Here is an 8,916-nt window from a genome sequence, read left to right on the forward strand (position 1 = left end):
CCCCGCGGCATCTCCCGGCACATCGTGCGTTTTGCGCACCTGGCCGGCTCCGTCATCGCCATCAAGGAAACGTCCGAGCACGTTGCCCGGCACGAATACCACATGCTCCGCAAGCTGGCACGGATGGATGTGCCTTGCGTCGAGCCGGTCGCGGTCATCACCGGCCGCACCACCGTTGACGGCAAGCCACTGAACCCGGTGCTGGTCACCCGGCACCTCAAGTTCTCCATGCCGTACCGTGCGCTCTTCTCACAGATGCTTCGCCGGGACACCCTGACACGGCTTATCGACGCCCAAGCGCTGCTGCTGGTGCGCCTGCACCTGATCGGCTTTTATTGGGGCGACGTTTCCCTCTCCAACACCTTGTTCCGACGCGACGCCGGGGCGTTCGCCGCGTACTTGGTGGACGCCGAGACCGGCGAGCTGTACCCGGATCTGTCGGTGGGCCAGCGCGAGTACGATCTGGAGATTGCCCGCGTCAACATCGCCGGGGAACTCATGGACTTGCTCGAAGGCGGGCTGATCGAGGAGAAGGTGGACCCGGTAGCGACGTCGGAGCTCATCATGGACTCGTACCGGCGGCTATGGGCCGAACTCACCGAAAAGGAATCGTTCGAGCTCGGCGAACGCTGGCGCGTGGGCGCGCGCATCCGCCGCCTCAACGAACTCGGCTTCGACGTCGAGGAATACGCCATCAAGACCACCGCGGACGGATCCACCATCCAGCTTCAGCCCAAGGTGGTCGACGCCGGCCACCACCAGCGGCGGCTGCTCCGCCTCGCTGGCCTGGATGCCCAGGAGAACCAGGCCCGCCGGCTGCTCAATGACATGGATTCATTCCGGGCGGACAACAACCCGGACATGGACGAAGAAATCAGTGCCCACACCTGGGTCAGCCAGATCTTCGAGCCGATCGTCCGTTCCATCCCGCGCGACCTCGCAGGCAAGCTTGAGCCGGCAGAAGTGGTCCACGAAGTCCTCGAACACCGCTGGTACATGAGCCAGAAGCAGGACAGCCACATCCCCTTGGCGGAAGCCGTGCAGTCTTATCTGGACACCATCCTGCGCCACCGGCGTGACGAGGCTGCCATCATGCTCAATCCGGACACGGCGATGCTCAAGATCCTGGAAGCCGAAACCGAGGAATCCCGGTACGACGAGGACGAATACCCGGATTCCGACGACTAACGCAGGGGTTTAGGGCTCCAGCGTCTCCGCGAGTCCCTTGAGCACGGGTTCACGCCCGAGCTCGATATGGGAGTACGCCAGGGTGTAGGCGAGCTCGGCCTTGCCGCCGAGGATGGCGTTGCACAGTTCCATGTGCTCATCGCGCTGGAGTTCGTTGCTGCGGTTGTGGGCGAGCCCGAAGATCCAGCGCATGCGGCCGAACAACGGCTTGACCGACTCGATGAGCAGCCGGTTGCCGGACAGCCGGACAATTTCGGCGTGGAACGCCGCACTGAGGCGCACGACGTCGTCGGTCCGGTCGTCGTCGATCGCTTGCCTCGTGTCGTCGAGGAGTTCCTGCAAACGGCCTCCCGGTTCGCCCGCGGCGACCCGGATGCCGCCATGCGGGCGGCGAACGTTTCCAGGCACAACCGCACGTCGAAGAGTTCATTGACGTCGGTGAGCGTCAATTGCCGCACCACGGCGCCCCGGCGGGGGAAGGTTTCCACGAAGCCATCCTGCTCGAGGCGTTGGATGGCCTCCCGCACGGGGATTCGTGAAACGTTGTAGAGCTCGGAGAGCTCCCGTTCACGCAGCCGCGCGCCCTGTTCGTATCTCCCCGCCACGATTCCCTCAAGGACCAGCTGGTAGACCTGTTCGGCCCGGGCTTCGTCGTCGCGGCCAGTCAGCGTTTCGGGCATCGGCGTCGGCCACCCTTCCCTTCCCCGTCGTCTTACGTTCCACCCGAGCATACACGGGAGGAAACAGAGCTGTTTGGTATTCCAGATAGTGCAATATTTGTGATTTACATCCCATCGAACCTGCTCTAGTCTATTTTTGGTATACAAAAAGTCCGGAGCCTACTCCTTGGATCATGAATCGAGCACCCCCGTTGACCCAGCTACAGTCCACCGCCGAAGCTACGGCTGAGAGTCCATCCCCCAGTACGCCCCCAAGCAGACCCACTGCCGAGGCGCGGTCGCTCCTGGCGACGGCCTGGCTGCGGATCCGCCGGAGCAAGATTGCCCTGTTGAGCCTCTGCGTGGTGGTGGCCATCATGTTGTTCGCCATCCTCGGCCCGCTGCTCAGTGCCATGTCCGGCAACGATCCCTTCACGTCCAACACCAGCCCCGATGTCCTGGACGACCTCCAGACTCCCGGGTTGCCGCTCCCCGGATACATGTACCCTTCGGCCGGCCACTGGCTGGGCGTGGAACCCGGACTGGGCCGTGACCTGTTTGCCCGCCTCGCCTATGGGGGCCAGGTTTCCCTCACCATTGCCCTGCTGTCCACTGCGGTCTCGGTGGTCCTGGGAACCGTGATCGGTGCGGCCGCGGGCTACTTCGGGGGCAAAACGGACGCCATCATCAGCCGGATCATGGATCTCTTCCTCGCTTTTCCGCACCTCCTGCTGGTCCTTTCACTGACCCCCATCCTGCAGTCACGGCTGCGGGACACCGCGCTGGGCCAGGGCAGCTTCCTGCCCATGGCTTCGCTCGTCATCATCCTGGGCTTCTTCGGCTGGGCATACCTCGCCCGTATTGTCCGCGGCCAAGTACTGAGCCTCCGCGAGCGCGAGTTCGTCGAGGCCGCGCGGTCCTTCGGCGCCTCGCACCTGAGCGTGTTGTTCCGGCAGATCATTCCCAACGTCATGGGAGTCGTACTGGTCTACGCCACCATGCTCATCCCCACGAACATCTCCGCAGAAGCGGCACTGTCCTTCCTCGGCGTCGGCGTCAAGGACCCCACGCCGTCGTGGGGCCAGATGCTCAACGCCGCCCAATCCGGCAACTGGTACCTCAGCGATCCCTGGTTCCTGGCAGTCCCCGGCGCCATGCTCATCGTCACGGTCCTGGCGTTCAACCTGCTCGGCGACGCCGTGCGGGATGCCCTGGACCCCAAGGCATCCCGCCACTAATCCCCCTTCAAATCCGTTCCACCCACCCAAATGAGGAGCACAATGAATACCCCCCACCAGAGCGCTGGCCCTTGCCGTGCTGATCGCCACCGCCGCCACAGGCTGCGCGGCGGGACAGAACCAGCCCGGAACTGCCGCCTCCGGCGCTTCCAGCACCGAGCAGGCTCCCGAAGTGGTCAAGTCCGGTTTCACCACCAAGGGCGGCAACATCAACGTCCTGATGTCCTCGGACTTCCAAACCCTGGACCCGGGCAACAGCAACTACGTCCAGACGGCCAACGTCGGCCAGCTGTACTACAGGAACCTCACCATGGCGAAGGAGACGGCCGGACAGCCGCCCACCATCGTTCCGGACCTCGCCACGGACACGGGCCAGGTGTCCAAAGACGGACTCACCTGGACATTCACCCTCCAGAAGGGCGTCAAGTTCGAAGACGGCCGCCCCATCACCTCCGCCGACGTCAAGTACGGCATCGAACGCACCTTCGCCCAGGACGTCTACACCCAGGCCCCGCAGGAGCTCAACGCAGCGCTCGACGCCGGCGGCTACAAGGGGCCGTACAAGGATCCTTCCGCTGACCTCAAGGCCGTGGAAACTCCGGACGAGCGCACCGTCGTCTTCCACTTGAAGAAGCCATTCGCCGAATTCCCGGCGCTGGCCTCCCGTTCCAACACTTCGCCTGTCCCGAAGGACAAGGACACCAAGCTGGACTACACCAACCACCCGGTGTCTACAGGCCCGTACATGGTTGATTCGTACAGTCGCGGAAAGTCGCTCAAACTGGTCCGCAACCCGAACTGGGATCCGTCCACCGACCCCAACCGCACGGCACTTCCGGACACCTTCAGCTTCACGCTCTCCACTTCGCAGGCCACCATCAGCCAGCAGCTCCTGGCCAACTCCGATCCCAATGCCCTCACGTTGGACTCCAACGGTGCACTGCAGACCTCGGATTCCGCCAAGCTCGCTGATGCCCAAGTCAAGGACCGCGTTGCATCGGGACTGCTCGGCTGCAACGACGTCCTCAGCCTCAACACCGAGAAGATCTCCGATCCCGATGTCCGCAAGGCAATCGCCCTGGCCTTGGACCGTCAGTCCATCCTGGTCCAGTACGGCGGACGTCGCTTCGGCGAACTCACCCAGACCCCGCTCAACGCCAAGATGCGCGGCTACGTAGCCCAGGACCTGGAGATCGACCCCACCGGCAAGCCCAAGCTGGAGGAAGCCAAGAAGCTCCTCGAAGGCAAGAACTACCCCAAGACCCTCACCTACGGGTACGCCAACAACCGCGACGCCTACAAGAACACGGGCACCGTGATCCAGCAGAACCTCAAGGCCCTGGGCATCGACGTCCAGCTCGTGCCGATCCCGGCCCCGAACTACTACTCCGTCCTGGCCAGTGACCAGCTGCCGGACATTGCGCGCTCGGGCTGGTGCGGCGGCGCCGACCCCGCGTCGGTGCGTACGTCCGCCGATCCCATCCTCGGACCGAACAACGACGGCACCAGCTACGGCTTCTCCAACACGTCGCGCTACTTCGATCCGCAGATTTCGAAAGCCATGTTCGAGCTCCGGAACACTTCCGGGACCTCGGAGGAACTCGGCAAGAAATGGTCTGAGGAGTTCGGCAAGGCCCTGAAGACCTACCCGATCATCCCGCTCGTCCGCAGCCACACCAACAGCGTGGTTGGCTCCAATATCCGCAACGCCCAAGTGGGCTACTTCTTCGGCGGCATCGACCTCTCGATCGTCGGCGTCGAGCACTAACCAGACCAAATACACACAACCGGGCCTGTTCACACCAATCAGGCCAGCCCAGAAGGGAGGCGGGCCGTCCGGCGACTACCGGACGGCCCGCAACCAGCACAATGATCAGATTCATCTTTCGCCGGACAGGCTCCCTGATCCTGCTTCTCGTCGCCGTCAGCTTCATCACCTTCACGCTGTTCCAGCTGGGTCCTGCCGATCCTGCGTCCGCCGCTTGCGGCCAGGAGTGCACTCCCGAACGCATCGCGGAAGCCCGCGTGGCCCTTGGCATGGACCACCCTTTCCTGGTCCAGTACATCGACTACATGCGCGGTCTGGTCTCGCCGCGGATGATCGGTGCTCCCGGAGCGGAATCGATCTGCCAGTGGCCATGCCTCGGCAAATCGTTCCAAACCAATGAAAACGTCTCGGACATCATCGCCCGCTCCTTGCCCTACACGCTCTCCATGGCGGTCGGCGCGCTGGTGCTCTGGACCGTTTCCGGCGTCGGGCTCGGTTTGCTCGCCGCCCTTCGCAAGGGATCCGCCACGGACAAGTTCATCGTCGGCGCAGCGTCCGTTGGAGTCTCGCTGCCCATCCCCGTCACCGGGCTGTTCCTGTTGCTGGTTTTCGTCAACCAGCTGCATCTCCTGCCCTTCACGACGAACGAGATCAACAGCCCCTTCGGTCCGCATGGTCCGGGGGCCTGGGTACTCAACTACTTCCTGCCGTGGGTCGCCCTCGCGGTGCTTTTCAGCGCGGCGTATATCCGGGTCACCCGGACCAACATGATCGAAACCTTCAGCGACGACTTCATCCGCACGGCCCGTGCCAAGGGCCTGGCGCCCCGAACAGTGACGTTTAAACACGGTGTCCGGGCCGGGATCACTCCGGTGGTGACCATGCTTGGCATGGACATCGGACTTCTCCTCGGCGGCGCGGTCCTCACCGAGCAGATCTTCTCCGTCCCGGGACTCGGTTTCACGGCCGTCCGGGCTGCCATTTCCGGCGACCTCCCCGTCACCATGGCCATCACCATGCTGGCTGCCTTCTTCGTCATCGTCGCGAATGTCGTCGTCGACCTCGCCTACGCTGCCATCGATCCCCGAGTGAGGCTCCAATGACCCAGCTCCAGCCCAGTCCGGCCGGACAACCGGCCGCGCGAACCGCGCATCAGGCCGCGCGAACCGGCCATCAGGCCGCGGAAGCCACCGCGTTCCTCGACGTCCGGAACCTTTCGGTGAAGTTCCCCACCGACGACGGCCTTGTCTCGGCAGTCAACGGGATGGATTTCTCCTTGGAGCGCGGGCAGACCCTCGGCATCGTCGGGGAGTCAGGGTCCGGCAAGTCGGTCACCAGCCAGGCGCTCATGGGGCTCCTCAAGGGGACCTCAGCCCGGGTCACCGGCCAGGCGTTGTTCCAAGGCAAGGACCTTGTCACACTGCCCGAGTCCGGCATGCGGCAGCTTCGCGGCCGGAACATCGGCATGATCTTCCAGGATCCGCTCTCGGCCCTGCATCCCTTCTACACTGTGGGCCATCAGATCGCCGAGGCGTACCTCGTCCACAACAAGGCGAGCAAGAAGCAGGCCCGCGCGGCCGCCGTCGACATGCTCGGAAGGGTAGGCATTCCGAGTCCTGAGCAGCGCTACGACGAATACCCGCACCATTTCTCCGGAGGCATGCGCCAGCGCGCCATGATTGCCATGGCACTGATCTGCGAACCGGAACTGCTCATCGCGGACGAACCCACCACCGCGCTGGACGTCACCGTGCAGGCACAGATCCTGGACCTCATGTCCGAGCTCCAGCAGGAAACCAACTCGGCCCTGATCCTGATCACCCACGATCTTGGCGTGGTGGCCGAAGTGTGCGATTCCGTGCTGGTCATGTACGGCGGGCAATGCGTCGAATCGGGACCGGTGGACGAGATCTTCTACGACACGCGGCACCCCTACACTCTTGGCCTGCTCAAATCGATGCCCACGCTGAGCAGTAGCTCGGGCAGGCTCAACCCCATTCCGGGCCAGCCGCCGTCGCTCCTTGACCTCCCGAGAGGCTGCCTTTTCAGCGCCAGGTGCGAGTACGCGGCCCTTGCCGGCGACGGCGTATGCGCGAGCCAGCGCCCGGAGCTCGTGGTCGAAGACGGCCACGGAAAGCGCTGCCACTTGAGCGGCCCCCAGATCGTCACTATTCGGAATACGCGTTAGGACCCGCCATGGACACGCAGGCAATTCTCCAGGTGGAGAACATCCAGAAGCATTTCCCCATCAAAGGCGGTCTGTTCTCCCCCAAGGGATCCAAGACCGTCAAAGCCGTCGACGGCGTCTCCTTCAGCCTCGCGCGCGGCCACACGTTGGGACTCGTGGGTGAGTCCGGCTGCGGCAAGTCCACCACCGGGCGCATGATCGCGCGGCTCATGGATCCCACCGGCGGGAGGATCCTGATCGACGGCGTGGACATCAGCCAGCTGGCGGGCCGCGATCTGTACAACTTCCGCCGCAAGGTCCAGATGATCTTCCAGGACCCCTTCGCCTCGCTCAATCCACGGCAAACCGTGGGCACCGCCATCGCCGCACCGATGCTGGCGCGAAAGATCAACCCGGCCGGCGGCCTCAAGAACCGGGTGAAGGAACTCCTCGAGCAGGTGGGCCTCAAACCGGAGCACTACAACCGTTTCCCGCACGAGTTCTCCGGCGGCCAGCGCCAACGGGTGGGCATCGCGCGCGCCATCTCGCTGAACCCCTCCGTGATTGTGTGCGACGAACCCGTATCCGCCCTCGATGTCTCGGTGCAAGCACAGGTGGTCAACTTGCTCCAGGAGATCCAGCGGGACACCGGAGTGGCATACATCTTCATCGCGCACGATCTTTCCGTGGTCCGCCATATCTCGCATGGGGTGGCGGTGATGTACCTCGGCAAAATCGTGGAGCAAGGAAGCCGGGAGGAGTTATTCCGGGAGCCCCGGCATCCCTATACGCAGGCTCTCCTGTCCGCCGTGCCCCTGCCGGATCCCCGGGCAGCCCGCCAGCAGCAAAAGATCCGGCTCCGCGGAGATCTCCCGTCGCCGGCAAACCCACCCAGCGGCTGCGTCTTCCGCACCCGGTGTCCGTTGTTCGGCACCTTGGGCGCGGAACAGCAGCAACGCTGCATCAGCGAAATCCCCCGACCCGCCAGCGCGACTGCCCCGGCCTGCCACCACGCAGGTCTGGAATCCGCAGCCCTCGCTGGTGTGCAATAGATCCAACATCAAAGGAGCAATACATTGAACACCCTGATTCGTGCCGTCCGTCCTTGGGGACAAGCATTGAGCGACGTCCTCGTCACGGACGGCAAGATCACCGGCGTCGAACCCCATGACCCTGCACGCGCTGCGGCGACTGGCGACACCACCGTCGTCGAGGGCCGCGGCCGTCTTCTCGTGCCGTCGTTCTCGGACGTCCATGTGCACCTGGACTCGACCCGCATCGGACTGCCGTTCCGCGAACACACCGGCGGCCCCGGCGTCTGGACCATGATGATGAACGACCGGAAGAACTGGCGCAACGCCGAGGTTCCGCTGCAGGAACGGGTCAACAACACCCTCGGCCGGATGATCGCCCGCGGCACCACGCGTGTGCGCTCCTATGCCCAGATCGACGTCGATTGCCGCCTTGAGCGTTTCGACGCCGTGATGGCCGCCAAGGAGCAGTTCAAAGGGCAGGCCGACGTCGACATCATCGCGTTCCCCCAGGCGGGCCTTCTCCTCGAGGACGGCACTGTCCCCCTCATGGACCAGGCACTCAAGGCCGGCGCAAATGTCATGGGCGGCATCGACCCGTGCAGCCTGGACCGCGACCCGGCCCGGCATCTGGACATCGTCTTCGGACTGGCCGAAAAGTACCAGGTCCCCATTGATATCCACCTCCACGAGCCCGGCGAACTCGGCGTCTTCAGCACGGACCTCGTGATCGAGCGCACCCGCGCCCTGGGGATGCAGGGCAAGGTCACCATGTCCCACGCATACCAGCTGGGCAGCGTCTCCGAGGCCACCACGCGCCGCCTCATCGACGAGTTCGCCGAACTGGACATCTCCATGGCGTCGG

Annotated in this window: 8 protein-coding genes and 1 pseudogene; 7 read left to right on the top strand and 2 right to left on the bottom strand. The window is 64.2% G+C overall.

From position 1 onward, the window contains the following. Window positions 1-1,188 (top strand): DUF4032 domain-containing protein (locus AHiyo1_RS08940; protein ID WP_059388328.1); only part of this gene is annotated, 1,188 nt, incomplete at its 5' end. A gap of 9 nt (window positions 1,189-1,197) precedes the next feature. On the opposite strand, the gene AHiyo1_RS26455 is transcribed toward AHiyo1_RS08940, so the two are convergent. Together AHiyo1_RS26455 and AHiyo1_RS26460 are read right to left on the bottom strand one after the other, a co-directional pair. After that, on the bottom strand, window positions 1,198-1,596 hold the full coding sequence (locus tag AHiyo1_RS26455) for an FCD domain-containing protein (protein ID WP_253257224.1): 399 nt from the start codon (window positions 1,594-1,596) through the stop codon (window positions 1,198-1,200). Window positions 1,597-1,703: 107 nt separating this feature from the next. Further along, window positions 1,704-1,919, bottom strand: a pseudogene (locus tag AHiyo1_RS26460) (GntR family transcriptional regulator); the annotation flags it as partial. Window positions 1,920-2,059: 140 nt separating this feature from the next. Between AHiyo1_RS26460 and AHiyo1_RS08950 the strand changes: the two are divergent. The 6 genes from AHiyo1_RS08950 to AHiyo1_RS08975 all read left to right on the top strand — a co-directional run. Continuing rightward, the gene (locus AHiyo1_RS08950; RefSeq protein WP_253257225.1) at window positions 2,060-3,085 is read left to right on the top strand and encodes an ABC transporter permease; all 1,026 of its coding nucleotides are present in this window, start codon (window positions 2,060-2,062) and stop codon (window positions 3,083-3,085) included. 76 nt (window positions 3,086-3,161) lie between these two features. Continuing rightward, the gene (locus tag AHiyo1_RS08955) at window positions 3,162-4,853 is read left to right on the top strand and encodes an ABC transporter substrate-binding protein (RefSeq protein ID WP_253257226.1); all 1,692 of its coding nucleotides are present in this window, start codon (window positions 3,162-3,164) and stop codon (window positions 4,851-4,853) included. 101 nt (window positions 4,854-4,954) lie between these two features. Beyond that, window positions 4,955-5,956 (top strand): ABC transporter permease, encoded by a 1,002-nt coding sequence (locus AHiyo1_RS08960; RefSeq protein WP_059388331.1) that lies wholly within the window; start codon window positions 4,955-4,957, stop codon window positions 5,954-5,956. Beyond that, window positions 5,953-7,041 carry an ABC transporter ATP-binding protein gene (locus tag AHiyo1_RS08965; protein ID WP_216363163.1) on the top strand — a complete coding sequence of 363 codons (1,089 nt, stop codon included), beginning with the start codon at window positions 5,953-5,955 and terminating at the stop codon, window positions 7,039-7,041. The genes AHiyo1_RS08960 and AHiyo1_RS08965 overlap by 4 nt, the downstream gene beginning before the upstream one ends. Window positions 7,042-7,049: 8 nt before the next feature. Then, window positions 7,050-8,072 (top strand): ABC transporter ATP-binding protein, encoded by a 1,023-nt coding sequence (locus tag AHiyo1_RS08970; RefSeq protein ID WP_059388332.1) that lies wholly within the window; start codon window positions 7,050-7,052, stop codon window positions 8,070-8,072. 24 nt (window positions 8,073-8,096) lie between these two features. Continuing rightward, a partial coding sequence (locus AHiyo1_RS08975) for an N-isopropylammelide isopropylaminohydrolase (RefSeq protein ID WP_059388333.1) occupies window positions 8,097-8,916 on the top strand: 820 nt, incomplete at its 3' end.

The sequence above is a fragment of the Arthrobacter sp. Hiyo1 genome (assembly GCF_001263615.2).
Classification (GTDB): Bacteria; Actinomycetota; Actinomycetes; order Actinomycetales; family Micrococcaceae; genus Arthrobacter.

Bases quoted from the DNA above. Each gene is read 5' to 3' on its own strand.
- AHiyo1_RS08960 (WP_059388331.1), top strand. From the start codon at position 4,955: ATGATCAGATTCATCTTTCGCCGGACAGGCTCCCTGATCCTGCTTCTC.
- AHiyo1_RS08965 (WP_216363163.1), top strand. From the start codon at position 5,953: ATGACCCAGCTCCAGCCCAGTCCGGCCGGACAACCGGCCGCGCGAACC.
- AHiyo1_RS08970 (WP_059388332.1), top strand. From the start codon at position 7,050: ATGGACACGCAGGCAATTCTCCAGGTGGAGAACATCCAGAAGCATTTC.